Origin of the sequence: Photobacterium andalusiense (assembly GCF_900185625.1) — a bacterium.
GTDB classification, from domain to species: Bacteria; Pseudomonadota; Gammaproteobacteria; order Enterobacterales; family Vibrionaceae; genus Photobacterium; species Photobacterium aquimaris.
Map to the genome: position 1 here is coordinate 567103 of NZ_FYAJ01000001.1, position 14312 is coordinate 581414.

Annotated in this window: 13 protein-coding genes and 4 tRNA genes; 3 read left to right on the forward strand and 14 right to left on the reverse strand. The window is 37.8% G+C overall.

The features are described 5' to 3' along the window. Positions 1 to 158: 158 nt before the first annotated feature. Both PAND9192_RS02605 and PAND9192_RS02610 read left to right on the forward strand, forming a co-directional pair. Positions 159 to 1331, forward strand: a complete 1173-nt coding sequence (locus PAND9192_RS02605; protein ID WP_087852415.1) for an efflux RND transporter periplasmic adaptor subunit — start codon at positions 159 to 161, stop codon at positions 1329 to 1331. Then, positions 1318 to 4407, forward strand: coding sequence for an efflux RND transporter permease subunit (locus tag PAND9192_RS02610; RefSeq protein WP_087852416.1), 3090 nt, complete (start codon positions 1318 to 1320; stop codon positions 4405 to 4407). The genes PAND9192_RS02605 and PAND9192_RS02610 overlap by 14 nt, the downstream gene beginning before the upstream one ends. 63 nt (positions 4408 to 4470) lie before the next feature. On the opposite strand, the gene PAND9192_RS02615 is transcribed toward PAND9192_RS02610, so the two are convergent. From PAND9192_RS02615 to PAND9192_RS02670, 12 genes are all read right to left on the reverse strand, one after another. Further along, positions 4471 to 4815 carry a hypothetical protein gene (locus PAND9192_RS02615; RefSeq protein ID WP_087852887.1) on the reverse strand — a complete coding sequence of 115 codons (345 nt, stop codon included), beginning with the start codon at positions 4813 to 4815 and terminating at the stop codon, positions 4471 to 4473. A 143-nt stretch (positions 4816 to 4958) separates the two neighbouring features. Next, positions 4959 to 5035 (reverse strand) — tRNA-Val (locus PAND9192_RS02620). 44 nt (positions 5036 to 5079) lie between these two features. Next, positions 5080 to 5156: transfer RNA gene (locus PAND9192_RS02625), tRNA-Val, on the reverse strand. Between the two features lie 44 nt (positions 5157 to 5200). Beyond that, positions 5201 to 5277: transfer RNA gene (locus PAND9192_RS02630), tRNA-Val, on the reverse strand. Between the two features lie 44 nt (positions 5278 to 5321). After that, positions 5322 to 5398 (reverse strand) — tRNA-Val (locus PAND9192_RS02635). A 220-nt stretch (positions 5399 to 5618) separates the two neighbouring features. Continuing rightward, positions 5619 to 5879: a DUF5062 family protein gene (locus tag PAND9192_RS02640; RefSeq protein WP_060996472.1), complete on the reverse strand. Its 261-nt coding sequence runs from the start codon at positions 5877 to 5879 to the stop codon at positions 5619 to 5621. A gap of 94 nt (positions 5880 to 5973) precedes the next feature. After that, entirely contained in the window at positions 5974 to 7038 is a 1065-nt protein-coding gene (locus PAND9192_RS02645) for a DUF3080 domain-containing protein (RefSeq protein ID WP_087852417.1), read from the reverse strand. A gap of 103 nt (positions 7039 to 7141) precedes the next feature. After that, entirely contained in the window at positions 7142 to 8512 is a 1371-nt protein-coding gene (locus PAND9192_RS02650) for an MATE family efflux transporter (protein ID WP_087852418.1), read from the reverse strand. 207 nt (positions 8513 to 8719) lie between these two features. Continuing rightward, positions 8720 to 9874, reverse strand: a complete 1155-nt coding sequence (locus PAND9192_RS02655; protein WP_087852419.1) for a hypothetical protein — start codon at positions 9872 to 9874, stop codon at positions 8720 to 8722. Continuing rightward, the gene (locus PAND9192_RS02660; RefSeq protein WP_087852420.1) at positions 9871 to 10251 is read right to left on the reverse strand and encodes a GtrA family protein; all 381 of its coding nucleotides are present in this window, start codon (positions 10249 to 10251) and stop codon (positions 9871 to 9873) included. Before PAND9192_RS02660 ends, PAND9192_RS02655 begins: the two co-directional genes overlap by 4 nt. After that, positions 10244 to 11278, reverse strand: coding sequence for a glycosyltransferase family 2 protein (locus PAND9192_RS02665; protein ID WP_087852421.1), 1035 nt, complete (start codon positions 11276 to 11278; stop codon positions 10244 to 10246). Before PAND9192_RS02665 ends, PAND9192_RS02660 begins: the two co-directional genes overlap by 8 nt. Beyond that, positions 11275 to 11928 carry a riboflavin synthase subunit alpha gene (locus PAND9192_RS02670; protein WP_087852422.1) on the reverse strand — a complete coding sequence of 218 codons (654 nt, stop codon included), beginning with the start codon at positions 11926 to 11928 and terminating at the stop codon, positions 11275 to 11277. Before PAND9192_RS02670 ends, PAND9192_RS02665 begins: the two co-directional genes overlap by 4 nt. A gap of 273 nt (positions 11929 to 12201) precedes the next feature. On the opposite strand from PAND9192_RS02670, the gene PAND9192_RS02675 reads away from it, so the two are divergent. After that, positions 12202 to 12816, forward strand: a complete 615-nt coding sequence (locus PAND9192_RS02675) for a riboflavin synthase subunit alpha (protein ID WP_087852423.1) — start codon at positions 12202 to 12204, stop codon at positions 12814 to 12816. On the opposite strand, the gene PAND9192_RS02680 is transcribed toward PAND9192_RS02675, so the two are convergent. Together PAND9192_RS02680 and PAND9192_RS02685 are read right to left on the reverse strand one after the other, a co-directional pair. Continuing rightward, the gene (locus PAND9192_RS02680; RefSeq protein WP_060996464.1) at positions 12813 to 13016 is read right to left on the reverse strand and encodes a CPXCG motif-containing cysteine-rich protein; all 204 of its coding nucleotides are present in this window, start codon (positions 13014 to 13016) and stop codon (positions 12813 to 12815) included. The two genes, PAND9192_RS02675 and PAND9192_RS02680, sit on opposite strands and share 4 nt — an antisense overlap. Positions 13017 to 13172: 156 nt before the next feature. Then, positions 13173 to 14039, reverse strand: a complete 867-nt coding sequence (locus PAND9192_RS02685) for a fructosamine kinase family protein (protein WP_087852424.1) — start codon at positions 14037 to 14039, stop codon at positions 13173 to 13175. Positions 14040 to 14312 lie beyond the last annotated feature (273 nt).

Consider the following 14312-nt stretch of genomic DNA (forward strand, 5'->3'; position numbering starts at 1 on the left):
CTTTTTTTATGGCATTTTTAAGATAAGCAAATATATTCACAAGGTAGATATTTGTTATGCTAGGTATAAAAAGCTTTTATATATTGACACTATTTTAACGTACAATGAATTAATATTGATACTGTGAGGGTATAACTGAAATAAAATAGAGCACTATCATGGAGTGTAAGAGCAGAATTTTAATGGGTGTATTGGTTCTTCCAATGATGTTTACAACATTATCGTCGCTGGCGAGTGAATCGGTAAAAACGTCATTAATTCCAATTAAAATTCAGAATATAAAAAATAGAACCTTCAACCAAGACTTTCAAGAAGTCGGTAAAATTACCGCTGTAGATTCTACAGCATTAACCTTTAGTGCATCCGACAAATTAATAACAAAATGTTTTTCAGATGGTGCTTATGTTCATAAAGGAGATGTAATCGCGAAGCTTGATAGTACGCAACCCAAAGCTGAGCTGCAAAAAGCTGAAACACAATATGCAATTGAGCGTTCTAAATTACATCGTATGTTAGCGCTAATTAAAAAACAGCCAGATGCGATATCAAAGCAAGATATTGAGAATCAGCAATTACAAACCCATTTAGTACAAGTAGATGTACAACAAAAAAAAGATGATTTACTCAATTATCAATTAATCGCCCCGTTTAATGGCCGTCTGACAAATTTTAAATACTCTATTGGTAGTCGAATTAGCTCTGATGATGTTGTGGTGTCATTAATCAAAAACGATCCTGTACAAGTTGCATATTCTATTAGTCAGCAAGAGTTAGCTCAAGCAGCACCTAATCAGCAGGTTACGATCTCTGTCGATGCTTATAAAAATAAACGTTTCATTGGTGTCGTTAATTACATTGCTCCAGAAGTGGATTTGCAATCAGGCCGTATTGATGTTCAAGCAAATATTAAAAATACCGATAAATTACTTATACCTGGTATGTTTGCCAAAGTAACACAGCATTCGGCAAAAAATGTCACTTATCCTATTGTGTCTCAAACCGCAGTCATTGTTGATGGTGATAAACGTTATGTGTGGCTTTATGATGGTAAGGGCGTACAACAACAGCCAGTTGTTCTCGGTGATAACACCAATGATGGCTATGTGTTTATTAAACAAGGTCTAAATGTTAACGATAAAGTCGTCGTTGCAGGACAACAAAACTTAAAACCAGACTCGTTGGTTAAACTTCAAACATCCACAGTACCCACAACGCCAGTTTTACCATTATCTTCACCCCCAAAAAACCCAAATCCAGCTTCGTCCTTAAATAAGCCAATGCAAAAAATAACAGCAAGCTCAAATCAAGGAGCTAAGCATGAAGCTGCCTGAGATTTGTATCAAACATCCGATTTATTCGTGCGTGCTGTGCATTGCGATTGTGTTGCTAGGCATGGTGGCATTACAAAGTCTACCGGTGCAATATTTTCCAGATCATCGTGCTCCAAACGCGACAGTGACAGCGAGTATTTCAGGTGCAAGTGCTGAGTTCATGTCAGATAACGTTGCGGATAAACTTATTTCTGCAGCGACAGGGCTTGAATCTGTTAAAAATATGAACACTGACTGTCAGCAAGGGACGTGTACGTTAAAAGTTTTTTTTAAAGATAATGTATCAGATGTGAAATACGCCAGTTTAATGAATAACTTGCGTAGTAAAGTCGAGGCGATTAATAATTTTCCTCCAAGTATGATCGATAAGCCTATAGTGACAGATGATTCTTCAGAGAATGCGTTACCCAGTAATATTATTACCTTTGTTGCAAAGGGAAAAATAACCAAGCAGCAAATGTATGATCTTATCAGTCAGCAACTTATTCCTCAGTTTAGTCATATACCTGGAGTCGGTGGTGTGTGGGGGCCTTACGGTGGGAGTAGCCAAGCGATTCATGTCTGGCTTGATCCAGAAAAGATGATGGCACTTGGTATTACTGCTACCGATGTGGTGAGTACCTTGAGTAAATATAATGCCACGTTTACAGCAGGAACAATTCAAGGTCAGGTGCGTGATTTTTCCATAAACCCTGTGAGTTCAGTCAGCAGTGTTGCTGATGTACGCAATTTAGTGGTGCGCTACGAGGGTGGCAATATTGTGCGTGTTGGTGATGTTGCCAATGTAGTTAAAGATGACGCTAGTTTGACTCCTTCAATACTGCATATTAATGGTCAGTTAGGAATGTCAATTCAGACATTGCCGCTAAAAAGTGAGAATCCGGTAGTGGTTGCACAGCGAGTTAAAGCGGCAATGGCATCAATGAGTATTCCTAGCACTATTGAGATGAAAATGGTGTATAACCAAGCTGATTTTATTAAGGCATCGATTGATGAGGGATTTAAAACCTTAATTGAAGCAATTGTATTAGTGGCAGCAGTGGTCGTATTGTTTTTGGGTTCTATACGATTTGCGCTTATTCCGTTGATTACGATCCCAGTGTGTATTATCGGTGTGTTTGCAGTGATGGCGGCCTTAGGTTTTAGCATTAATGTATTAACGATTCTGGCAATAATTCTTGCTATCGGTTTAGTTGTTGATGATGCTATCGTGGTGGTTGAAAACTGTTTTCGGCACATAGAACAAGGTAAAAAGCCGTTAGAGGCTGCAATAGCAAGCAGTAAAGAAATTGTCGCCCCTGTTATTGCAATGACATTAACGCTAGCGACGGTTTATTGCCCTATAGGCTTTATGTCGGGATTAACCGCAGATTTGTTTCATCAATTTGCTTTTACGCTTGCTGCGGCAGTGCTCATTTCAGGCGTTATCGCACTGACATTATCGCCAATGATGAGTGCTTATATACTAAAGCCTGTCACTCGACCACCAACTTGGTTTGTGTGGGTTGAGGGTAACGTTGAACAGTTAACAACCAAATATTTACAGTTGTTGAAATTCGTTTTCACTCAGAAAAAGTGGTTAGTTGTTGTTGCGATATTACTTATTGGTGTGTCAACGGTAGCAGTATGGTGGATGCCTAAAACGTTATTGCCAATTGAAGATACTGGGTTTATTTCAGTATCGACTAAATCACCTTCAGGAGTAGGGCGAGCTTATCATCTTCAAAATAATGCTCAGTTAAATAGTGTGTTTAATGGTGATCCTGCCATTGAAGCGAACATGTCCTATATTGAATCAACACCAGAAAATCATTTGATACTAACGCCATGGAATGAGCGGAAACAGGATATTGAGCAAGTTATTAGTCACTTAATGCGTAAAGCAAAATCAACACTATCAGCCTATGGCGTATCAATGTCAGTTCGCTCAGCTGATAACCTTAATTTACCTGCAGGATTAGTACTTGAACTTACCACGCTTAATAAAAACACATCAGCATTAAGTGATACAGCTACGAAGGTTGAGAAAGCACTCGAGGGTTATGCAGGTGTTTCAAATGTCAGTAACTCAACACATCGTGATTTATTACGGTTTGATCTGAAAATTGATCAAAATGCAGTGGTGCTATCAGATGTAGATTATGCTGATGTAACTAGCGCTGTATCGACGTTTTTAGGTTCAGTAAAAGCAGCAGATTTAAAAATGGCAGATGGCTATACCTACCCAATTCGAGTGCAAGTAAATAAACAATCACTGGGTGATTTTAAGGTATTAAATAAATTATATGTTGTCTCAAAAACAGGAAAGGCACTACCGTTATCGCAATTTGTGACCATTAAGCAAGTAACGGCAGAATCACATATTAAAACTTTTATGGGGCTTGATAGTGCAGAAATTACAGCAGATTTAATGCCTGGTTATAGTGCCAGTGATGTGCAGCAATTTGTGAATCATCAAGTACCTAATTTATTGCAAAAAGGTCAGCAATATCAATTTAATGGGGTTGTAAAAGATCTACAAGATTCGTCACATGGAATGATATTAATTTTTGCTATGGCATTAATTTTTGTATTTTTAATTTTAGCCGTGCAGTTTGAAAGCTTTGTTGAACCGTTAATTATTATGCTTACTGTACCACTGTGTTTAGTCGGAGCATTATTAACCTTAACGGCCTTTGGTCAAAGTCTTAATATTTACTCTAAAATTGGATTGTTGACACTGGTTGGGCTTGTAACTAAGCATGGTATTTTATTGGTTGATTTTGCGAATAAACAGCAACAAGATCATGGTTTAAATGCGTATGAAGCTGCGCTTGTTAGTGCTAAATCACGTTTAAGACCCATATTAATGACATCGTTTACAATGATAATTGGTTCGCTACCATTAGCATTGGCAGTCGGACCTGGCTCAATAGGTCGAATTAATATTGGTTTGGTGCTGGTGGGCGGATTAATATTAGGAACAGTATTCTCGTTGTTTGTTGTGCCAATTGCTTATGTGGAAATGGTAAACATAAGACGATGCAATATAAGCAAATACTGGCGGCTGTTAAGGTTTGCTAAGAAAAGTGACTAATAGAGATATTAATAGTATAAGCCACTCTTGATGAGTGGCTTTTTAATGATAGGAGGATGTCAATCAATGCTTGAATGTTGTTTTTTCATTGTCGCTAGTTGCATTGATATCGCCTGCAGGGTTGAGTAGATGAGGAACTATTTTAGGTAAATTTAATTCAATGTCTTTATCTGTAACTGGATTAATTGCGGCGTTATACCAGCCAAGTAAACCGAGAACAGCATAACCAATTGCATCATCGCTTTCACGATGTTCAAGAATGATTTGTAGAAAACGTAAAATAGCTTTGTCGTTTGATTTAGCTTGGATTAATGTTTCATCAAAAACCGCAGCAGCTTCAGTGAGTAAGCCTTCAAATTCAGTATCAACGGATACTTTAAACGAGCCACCATCAACAGTAATTTTCATCATTATATCGTCAATTATTATAATTGATATAAATATTACCTAATTACTGATCGGTTGTCGCTAACCTGTGCTATTGATTGCAATTGTTATGATCCAGATACAAAAAAGCCTGCTAAAAAGCAGGCTTGGTTGTATCTAAAAGATGGTGCTCGCTACTGGACTCGAACCAGTGACACCTTGCATGTCATGCAAGTACTCTAACCAACTGAGCTAAGCGAGCAAATTGTACTGTAATAAACCGCAACTAAGCTGTTTACTTTAAAATGGTGCTCGCTACTGGACTCGAACCAGTGACACCTTGCATGTCATGCAAGTACTCTAACCAACTGAGCTAAGCGAGCAAATTGTACTCTAATAAACCGCAATTAAGCCGTTTACTTTAAAATGGTGCTCGCTACTGGACTCGAACCAGTGACACCTTGCATGTCATGCAAGTACTCTAACCAACTGAGCTAAGCGAGCAAATTGTACTGTAATAAACCGCAATTAAGCCATTTACTTTAAAATGGTGCTCGCTACTGGACTCGAACCAGTGACACCTTGCATGTCATGCAAGTACTCTAACCAACTGAGCTAAGCGAGCAGTTTCAGCTTAATTACTGTTTAAATGTAATCAGCGAATGACAAGCATAGTAGCGAGTCACCGTAATCTAGGCAAGTGTTTAAATAGAGTTTTTTAGTGAATTCAGTGCGTTTGCTTGCACAATAGCCAATTTGGTGGTGGATAAATAGCCGAATGTGAGATCGCGCATATTCTTAGCGGGAAGAGTCACTAGCAAAGTACTAGTGACTACATAAGTGAATTATTGAAGCAGTTCGTGGTTTTCTGGTAATAGACGGGTGATCCACAATACCAGTTTATGTTTCATGTTAACGCCGTCTTCTTTATCTACAGCTAAAGGCGTGATTTGTTTGCACTCTACTAACAAGCGATAAATACATTCAACACGATCTGTTGAACCTACACCGCGATCTAAATCGTTAAATCCTTGTTTTTTTGCAAAGGCGAAACCAAGTTCTAATGCTTTTTTTAAAAGTTTTGCTTCGTTTTTATGTTTTTTCATTGTTATCTCCCTTAACCTCTACAATGTAGTCTAGTTTACCTATTCTAAAAATGAACTAATAGTAACAAAAATGATAATTGAGGTTGGTAGCAAGTTATTGATGCCCAACCTTAAATTGACAACGTTCAAATAATCGCTGCCAATAATGAACATGATTTAGAGTGGCTTGTTGAAATTGATGCTGTAGTTGACCCTCAAAGTAATCTTCAGCGTACAAGGTCATCGCTGATGATGGTTGAATATGATCTTTAACGAGCTTGGTGTAGAAGTGGTGTAAATAAGGCTGTAACTGTTGGTATTGAGATTGTAATGTACTTAGATACGGTTGAATATCAGTGACGTAATATTTATAAAAAACATTACGTAAATATTGCGCTTGCTGTTGATTGATATTTTTACCGCAAATAACATTGTTCTCATGCTGAGTAAGTTGAGCTGTGATCGTATTCAACTCCGCAGTGATCTGCGCCATCGAATAAAAAAGTTGCCCAAGATATTGTGTGTTATGAATTTGCTGCTGATGATAAAGAAGAAGATCAATATTGTTTGTTGTCAGGGTTGTGAATGCCTGTGACATATTAGTTGCAGTAATTGTTGTCGTTAGTGTCGCTAAATAATCAAATGCCGCTAAATTTTCGATATAACCACTAAATTGCTGTAGCTCTAATACTTGATGACCTAAGGTAAATTGTTGTCGCCACTCTTGACTAGTAAATGCCATATTCCAGATTACGCGTGGTAATTGTTGTTGCTTTTGATGATAAATATCCATTAATTGAGGATGCAAAGGGTCGCTATTATCAATAACATTTAAACAGTGATCGAGTTGTTTTAAAAATAACAATTCATAATGTAGTTGACGAATTTGATCCTGTACCTTGCCTAATATTGAATTACGCTCTGCAATTAACTGAAATAAACCACATTGACGTAATTCATACGCATTTAATAATCCAATACGAATATCTGCAACTGGTTGTTTGAGAGAGCGGACGGCGGGAAGGGCGGCTAAATTCAACCGCGGAGTTTCCGCTGGCGTAATCTTTAATACGTTAGCAAGTCGTTGTTGATAAGTGTCTAATAATGCTTCAGTGGTGTTTTCTTTGCAGCCAATAAGTAGCAATACACAACAAAGCACTAATAATGGTATTTTCATCATACTCTAGCGTTGGTCACGGTATATTAAGCATATGCAACCACACAATTTTAGACAAAAAAAAAGCGATCCTCAGATCACTTTTTTAATAATACAGAGCCAACAGTTAACGTAATGACATTTCAATTTGTCGTTGATGGTCAAGTTTATGTACCCAACGCATACGCATACCAAGCATGATTGCGGCTGATGTTAAGCCAATAATAAAGCCAATCCAGAAACCCTCTGGCCCCATTGGTTTTACTATCCAATCGGTCATTCCTAAAATGTATCCAATTGGTAGTCCTAATAGCCAATAAGCGATAAAAGTACAGAAGAAGATCGCGCGCATATCTTTATAGCCACGTAGTGCACCAGCAGCAACAACTTGTACTGCATCACTACATTGGTAAATAGCAGCTAATAACAACAGTTGACCTGCAAACATAATAACTTCAGGGTTATCTGTATACAGTAACGCAATTTGCTCGCGGAAAATCACCGTTAAAATTGCGGTACAAAATGCTAACGATGTGCCGACAATCAAGCCGCAATGACTAGCAATTTTAGCACCAATAATATCTTCTTGACCCATTTTATGGCCAACTCGAATGCTGACAGCTGCCGCTAAACTCATTGGTAACATATAAACTAACGATGAGAAATTCATTGCAATCTGGTGTGAAGCCACTTTCATTGGCCCAAGTGGCGAGATCAATAATGCAATAACGGCAAATAGAGAAACTTCAAAAAATAATGATGCTGCTACTGGAAAACCGAGTCTAAATAAGCGGCTGATTGCAGCAAACTTAGGTGGGTAGATCACGCCAAACACATTCAAACTGTTAAGACGTTTATTGATTAGAACAAACGCCAGCATAGCAAAAAACATGAACCAATACACGATAGCAGTTGCAATGCCACAGCCAACACCACCTAGTGCAGGCATACCAAATTTTCCGTAAACAAAGATCCAGTTGAGCGGAATGTTAAGTAAAAGTCCTAAAAAGCCTATTACCATACCAGGAATGGTAAATGATAAACCTTCAGAGAAACTTTTTAGGGTTTGGAAAAATAAAAATGCAGGTACAGCGAATAATACTGCATGTAAATAGCCAACGGTCTTTTCAGCAAGTACTGGCTCGACATCCATGTAATGGATTAAAATTCCCGCATTATACAAAATTAACATCGTAGGAATGGAAATCAAAACTGCGAGAATAAAAGCCGTCTGAATTTCAAAGGGGATTTTGTCCTTTTTACCTGACCCACTCAGTTGGGCCACGATAGGAACAATCGCCATCAGCAACCCCACTCCAAATAATATCGAAGGTAGCCAAATACTTGCAGCAACCGCAACGGCTGCCATATCGGTTGCGCTGACGCCACCTGCCATAACGGTATCAACGAAACCCATTGATGTCTGGGCAACAGAGGCAATTAAAACGGGTATCGCAAGTTTGAGCAGTTGTGTGGTTTCTTTGGTGTAGTTTTGCACTCAGCATAGCTCCAAAAATGAAGAAATAAAGGGGGGAGTAAATGAATAGCGGCTAGGCACTATTTAATGCATTCTAAAGATGGCTGGATTATATAAATAAAACCCACAAAACCAAGTAATATTTATCACTTTATGCGTATAAAAACAAACGGCCTCGATAACTGAGAATCGAGGCCGTTAGCTTAAGTTTACAGTAAGGGTACTGAGTTAGACGGTAAAAAAGTGATGCCCAAAGAAACCAATCGCAATAAAGGTGCTCGCGGCACTAAAAATACACAGCATTGGCGTTTTAATACTTGGGTAACGTTCGACAAGTAAAGCTAATCCAAGAAAGGTTGGATAAAGACCAAATGCGTAACGTGGCATGGCATTAAGGCTTGATGAAAGCGGCAGTATTAAACAAATAAACATAAACAGCGCTTCGGCATAATATTTACGTACTACTAAGTAAATATTAAGTGCAAACGAAAGTAGCGCCATAATCGTGAGATATAATTTCGGACCGCCCGTTTCAAAACCAAACATCAACCAATGAAATGGATTAGTCAGTTGACGTCCCCAAGCTATTTGAATATGACCAAATGCAAGTGCGTCTCCAACATGGAAATATAAGTAGGTCATAAAGCCAAAAAAGCCAATAGGGATCACCCAAATAGCGGCTAAAACTTTTAATGCTGGTGTTTTAAAACGTAAGAAACTTTGAATACCGTAGTGTTGAATCGCAATAATTAATACTGGGAAGACTAAGAATACACCAAGGTTACGAGTTACAGCGGCAAGCATGCCTAAAATAGCAACCCAAAACCACTGTTGACGGTAGCTAAATAAGAACACCCCTGCCACTAAGGCAATAAAGAGTGGCTCGGTATAACCAGCAGAGGAGTAAACAGTATAAGGTGAAAAACATAAGATCCATACCATGGTAGAACGTGTTGCAGCACTCAGTTTTAGCTGCTTGAGCACCATTAATACCATTGGAATGCTAAATAAAAACGCTAGATTAGATGCAAATGCTAACCCAAAGCGATAGTTATTAATCGGGTTTTCAAAAGAGGTTAAGTGCGAAAATATCCATCCTAGAAAGGGCTGTAATGGCATAAACGCCCAATTTGCTGCATTTTTTTGACCAAGCCATTGTGGAATAAGATCATAACCATTATCGATTATGCGATAAAACCAAACGCAGTCAAAACGGCAAACAGTTTGTAGTAAAGGTTGCTCTGCATAATGGCCAGTCATGAACATATTTACACCCCACAGACCAAGAGCGTAGATAACAATACGGCTAACAATGACAGCAAAGATCAGGTTTAACCAATCTTTGCGGGTAAGACGAATGTCTGTAACAGATAAGGGATTCATTTAAAGACCCAAAATTTCGATAAAATAAAAGTAATGATTGGTACACATAAGGTTGAAATAGTGACTGCTATCCATCCTTTAACATGCGCTGTTTGTAACAATGTCACCAAAATAAGGTTATTAATTAAAAATCCAAATAGAGACACTGCTAAGAATTTAAAAAATGAGCCTTTTTGGGCAAAAGTGAAATGGCGATGACCAAAATATGACACTAAAAAAGCAACGGCAAACCCTAGAATATTGGCAATATATTCTGAAGGATGTGCCATTTGAAAAAAATACAAGCGTACAATAGACAAATGCACCGCTGTGGCTAGTAACCCAACAATAGCGAAACGGTTAAGTTGCCAAAAATGTTTAACAAAAGAATTACTCATAATGATGGCTAGGCTTATTTACTGTTGTTTGAGTGTAATGTTGATTTTTTGATGCTGGTGGATTGTTTTTATAGTTCCCGTACACATCTTCTACTAAATAGATTGGTCGATGTTTAAGCTCAGTATAAATACGGCTGACATAGCCACCAATTACACCTAAAGATATCAGTTGAATACCGCCTAAAAACAGTACTACTGAAATAGTAGAGGCATAACCAGGGGTATGGACGCCAAAACAGAGTGCACTAATAACGATGTACATTAAAAAGATAAAAGATAAAAATGAAATCCCAAAACCGACAAAGCCCCAAACACGTAATGGCCAAGCAGTAAAACTTGTGATGCCATCCATTGCAAAATTCCACAGCTTCCAATAATTAAATTTGGTGTCGCCAATAAGACGTTCTGGACGCTGAAAATTTACGCCAATAGCGCGTAATGATGACCACGCTAGCAAGCCTTTCATAAAACGATTACGTTCAGGTAATTGTTTGACTGTTTCGATTACGCAGCGGTTAATTAATCGAAAATCTCCCGCATTTTCTGGTAGCGTGGTTTCGGCAGATAAAAAGTTAAAAAAACGGTAAAAGCCGCCAGCAGTTAAGCGTTTAGTATAAGTATCTTGTGAGCGATCAACGCGAACACCATAAATCGTGTCATAGTTACCCGTTAACCACAGATCAACAAATTCTAAAATGACTTCAGGTGGATCTTGTAAATCAACATCCATGATGACGGCAGCATCGCCTTGAACGTAATCTAAACCCGCAGTCATTGCGGCTTCTTTACCAAAATTACGCGCAAAGTTGACCAATGAGATACTTGGATCTTGCTCTATCATTCTATCAATAACGTGCCGAGTATTATCTTTACTGCCGTCATTAATAAACACAATATCAATGTGTGAACGAATGCTACTGAGTTTGTCATTGATAGCCGTTAAAAAGGGCTCAATAGCAACCTCTTCATTATAAACGGGCACAATAAGCGATAAACGGTAATCAAGTGGGTTTGGTTTCTGATTCATTCGACGTTCCCAATTTTTTGATTAAAAGAGCCAGCACTATGTGGCAAAGGTAAAGTATCTACATTAGTTGGTGTTAGACTTATTGCCGTAACTTGTAGTGGTGTTGGCGTAGTTAATATGAATGATTGTAATTGTTTTGAAGCTGCTAGAAATTGTTGTTTTGGCAGTTGAGCAACCAGTATATTTCCCTGTGCTTGCGGTAATAATGTGCCTTGGTGATGATTAAAGGTAAACGTCAGTGGTTTTAGCTGTTGCTGCGTTTTTGTTAAGGTAAATGTAATCTTAACATTGGTTGTAGGCACATTCGGTAATGTAAAGTATAAACCACCTTGCTGAGACAGCTGGCGCATATTGTCACTGGTATCAAAACTCCAGCCTGCTCGAGATAAATTTGGCACATTATTGGTTGTCTTTAAGGTGCTTGGTAATGTTAGCGCAAGGTTAGGTTGTTTAGGTTGCCAATATAAGGTCTGATTTTTAATGTAGTATGCTTTATAAGCAAGACTGACATTAGGCGTTATTGCTTTATACAGTACCCAAATATAATATCCAGATAACACCACTAACAAGCTAATAAGTAAAATGCGTAAAATAGTTTGTTGCTGTTGTTGTGGTGACAATGTAACGGTTGACGAGGCATTAGCGGCCATGATGTACCTTTAAATAGATGTTATTTATTGACTAGGTTGACTAGGTATAAAATAGAAAAAGTTAGTCAAAATTGGCTAACTTTTATTGTTATACAATTAATACGCTTATGGCACTTTTAAAGTGTCACCTCAATGTCAAAAAGTTACTCTTGATAACTATAGCTGACAAGAACGTTACTTTATCGAACATTGTATGTGTGTTTTTATTAATAATATTTAATAAATTGATATATTAATCATAGAGTAAATAAGTGAAATAATATAAGGATAGGTATGTTTACTGGAATTATACAAGCTACTGCACAAGTTGTTAGTATTGATAAAAAAACGCAGTTTCAAACGCATATTATCCGTTTACCTTTTGAGATGACTCAAGGATTAGTTGTGGGGGCTTCTGTGGCTCACAATGGCTGTTGTTTGACGGTAACGGAAATTAAAGATCAATTAGTATCGTTTGATTTAATGCAGGAAACATTGAATGTGACCAATTTAGGTCTGCTCAATGTTGGAGATTATGTCAACGTTGAACGTGCTGCTAAGTTTGGCGATGAGATTGGAGGACATGCCATGTCGGGCCATATTATGGCTACAGCAACAGTCTCAGCCGTAAATATTACCGAAAATAATCATCAAATATGGTTTTCAGTGCCAGCACAATTAATAAAATATATTTTCACAAAAGGGTACATCGGTATTGATGGGATTAGCTTAACCATTGGTGAAGTTAAAGACGGACATTTTAATGTCAATTTAATTCCTGAAACCTTACAACGCACGAACCTTAAAAGCCGTGTAATAAATGATATTATTAATGTGGAAATTGATCCACAAACACAAGCTATTGTGGATACTGTTGAACGTATGATGGCAAATAAGACTCATTATTAAAATATTTGCTCATCATCAGCATCAACAAATAGATTAATGGTTTTATGTAGTTCATCGACTTCCATGGTTAAATGAATAGGATTACAGCAAATAGTGCAATCATCATAAAAGTCTTGACTACCAGCACTCGCATCTAGAGGGATTCTTATGCTGTGACCGCAATGTGGGCAGCAGACGTTTTGAGTTGAATATTTGTGCATAATAGATCCTTAATATAAATATGAAAGGCATCGTTTAATTGTGCTGTATATTATTATAGATCCTAGTTGGTAGTTCTCTATTTTGCGAATACAGGTTTAAAGCACCAGCACTATGTGGCAATAGTGCTGGCATGATATGAAAATAAATAACCGTAATTACTCTTCTAACAGTAACTTGGCAATAATATGCTGCGCTTGCCCCATATACTCGCCTCCAAAGAGATTACAGTGGTTAAGAATATGATAAAGATTATAAAGATCTTTACGGTCTTGATAGCCCTCGTCTAAAGGGTAGACAGATTGATAACCTTTATAGAAGCTGGCAGGAAAACCGCCAAACAACTCTGTCATAGCAACATCACATTCACGATCACCCCAATAAGTCGCCGGATCAAAAATAATCGGGCCTAATACCGTTAGAGCCGTATTACCATGCCATAAGTCACCATGGAGTAGTGATGGTTTAGGTTGATGATTACTTAGTCGTTGCGCGACATTAGCTGTTATTGTGTCAATATCACCAAAATGTAGCCCTTTTTCTTCACAAAGTTGTAATTGCCATTCAATGCGTTGTTCAGCAAAAAACTTATCCCAGCGACGACGCCATTTATTGGGTTGAGGGGTTAAACCAATATAGTTATCAAAATCAAAACCAAATTCAACTTGGTCGCCCCATAAATGCAGTTGGGCGAGTTGTTGACCGAGTTTATAGCCAGACTCGTCATCAATGGTTTTAGTGGGAAGATAATTTAGAATAAGAAAAGATTTATCACGACAAGTACCAAGATGGAAATGTTGTGGCACTTGAACACAATCAGCCTCATTGAGGATACGTAAACTTTCGGCTTCAGTTTCAAAAACAGTAAGCTGATCTTTATCATTCAGTTTGATGAAAAAGCGTTGTTCGCCATCGCCAACACAATAGCATTGGTTAACATCACCACCTAGAATAGCTTCACGTTCGTTGATTTTGAACTGCCGACCAAGTACTTCCGACAACTGGTGAGAAATAGCCTGCCACATAGCATCCTCCACGCATAAAATTGGACTAGATAAAACTTGTCTATCAACATCTTAGTCCATTTCGTTTATATATATCTGTGAAGTTGATGCTATTTTAAGTAATTCATTAAGGTGCACAGGTGTAACGCATTGAAAAAATTGAAATACTTGCTGTTTTGTTAAAGTTGGAATTTTATTAATCTTGAATAAATATTTATTTTCCTTGGCGATTGTCCGTTTACTTTTAAATATTTGTAGTTACTCTAAGCGAAAATTTATTTAGTCGTGAAGGAC

What these genes read in the sequence shown, in the direction of transcription:
- PAND9192_RS02675 (WP_087852423.1), top strand. Translation starts at nt 12,202, where the DNA reads ATGTTTACTGGAATTATACAAGCTACTGCACAAGTTGTTAGTATTGAT.
- PAND9192_RS02615 (WP_087852887.1), bottom strand. Translation starts at nt 4,815, where the DNA reads ATGAAAATTACTGTTGATGGTGGCTCGTTTAAAGTATCCGTTGATACT.
- PAND9192_RS02640 (WP_060996472.1), bottom strand. Translation starts at nt 5,879, where the DNA reads ATGAAAAAACATAAAAACGAAGCAAAACTTTTAAAAAAAGCATTAGAA.
- PAND9192_RS02605 (WP_087852415.1), top strand. Translation starts at nt 159, where the DNA reads ATGGAGTGTAAGAGCAGAATTTTAATGGGTGTATTGGTTCTTCCAATG.
- PAND9192_RS02685 (WP_087852424.1), bottom strand. Translation starts at nt 14,039, where the DNA reads ATGTGGCAGGCTATTTCTCACCAGTTGTCGGAAGTACTTGGTCGGCAG.
- PAND9192_RS02655 (WP_087852419.1), bottom strand. Translation starts at nt 9,874, where the DNA reads ATGAATCCCTTATCTGTTACAGACATTCGTCTTACCCGCAAAGATTGG.
- PAND9192_RS02680 (WP_060996464.1), bottom strand. Translation starts at nt 13,016, where the DNA reads ATGCACAAATATTCAACTCAAAACGTCTGCTGCCCACATTGCGGTCAC.
- PAND9192_RS02665 (WP_087852421.1), bottom strand. Translation starts at nt 11,278, where the DNA reads ATGAATCAGAAACCAAACCCACTTGATTACCGTTTATCGCTTATTGTG.
- PAND9192_RS02610 (WP_087852416.1), top strand. Translation starts at nt 1,318, where the DNA reads ATGAAGCTGCCTGAGATTTGTATCAAACATCCGATTTATTCGTGCGTG.
- PAND9192_RS02670 (WP_087852422.1), bottom strand. Translation starts at nt 11,928, where the DNA reads ATGGCCGCTAATGCCTCGTCAACCGTTACATTGTCACCACAACAACAG.
- PAND9192_RS02645 (WP_087852417.1), bottom strand. Translation starts at nt 7,038, where the DNA reads ATGATGAAAATACCATTATTAGTGCTTTGTTGTGTATTGCTACTTATT.
- PAND9192_RS02660 (WP_087852420.1), bottom strand. Translation starts at nt 10,251, where the DNA reads ATGAGTAATTCTTTTGTTAAACATTTTTGGCAACTTAACCGTTTCGCT.